This window comes from Fulvivirga lutimaris (assembly GCF_009711525.1).
GTDB lineage: Bacteria > Bacteroidota > Bacteroidia > Cytophagales > Cyclobacteriaceae > Fulvivirga > Fulvivirga lutimaris.
Genome location: NZ_SMLV01000066.1, coordinates 1 through 1,032, shown reverse-complemented (window position 1 = coordinate 1,032; position 1,032 = coordinate 1). Strand labels below are relative to the sequence as shown.

The 1,032-nt window shown below is 34.1% G+C and carries 1 protein-coding gene; it reads right to left on the bottom strand.

Features of this window, described 5'->3' with window-relative positions; translation table 11 throughout:
- Window positions 1-262 precede the first annotated feature (262 nt).
- Window positions 263-1,032, bottom strand: a 770-nt coding sequence (locus E1140_RS00200; RefSeq protein ID WP_185153315.1) for a hypothetical protein, incomplete at its 5' end; no start/stop codon positions are given.

Sequence of the window (1,032 nt, the reverse complement as noted above, 5' to 3'; positions counted from 1 at the left end):
CTTTTATGGTCGTCCTAAAGTACACTTTGGAACCTATTTTGAGCGATAAACTTGATAAAATGCTCCTGTGTTATTAAGAAATTTTCATTAATTATATAACCAGGCTTTTGCCTGATTATTTCTATTGGAATTAGTTCCATGGGAAAATCATTACAGGTTTTTCTGTACCGATGGAGTTGGATGAAAAACATTCAGCGCTGCCTTCTAGGTTTATTTAAAAAAACACTGACAGCCTGATGTCTTGGCCATTGTCATATTGTAATTACTGATTTTTAGTTAACCATCTCAAAGTGTTTAATAGAAGCCCGGCATTTTCTGAATTTGAGTCGTGAATTGTTACTGGAATTTTTTCACCTTCAATGAATAAATTTAAACTTCGAAATATTCCTTGATCAGTACAAATAATAACTCTGCCTAAACCAAAATTAAATCCTATCATACCTGCATAGGAGCTTGACATTTCTTCTGCATCAAACTTTTCGTTTGTGGGAGTGTAATTTATTGTGTTATTAGGAAAGCCAAGGATTACATCTTCAGGGTTTCTAAAAACCGCAGCACCACAATAGAATCTAATATTTGTGGGAATTGAAGAAGTGTCAAGTGTACTTTGAAAAATAGCATGATTAAAATTTACCATTCCATTTTCGGAGTTCATTAAGAAATGACCACACTTACCTCCTTTACTGGTATGAAATTGATGCTGATTAGCATAGCCATCTCTAAACTTTACGTTAAATGCTTCTAATAAGGGAAGACCACCGCTTCCACCCGGAAAGTGACTTAAAAATAGAAGTAGGCCGCCACCATTAAAAACAAATTTTCCAATTGATTCAACTTCCTCATTAGCTAAAGGGCTTAAATACAAAGTTTCTGTAATGGAGTCTGTTTTTAGTTTTATAATATTGTTTGGCATTCCATGTAGTACCAACAAATCAGGTTTCTCAGAGCTTATAATTTCAGCAGTGAGTTGGTTATTTGTGAAGGTCAATTCATAACCATCTTCTTTAATGATCCGAAACATTTCTCTTGCTG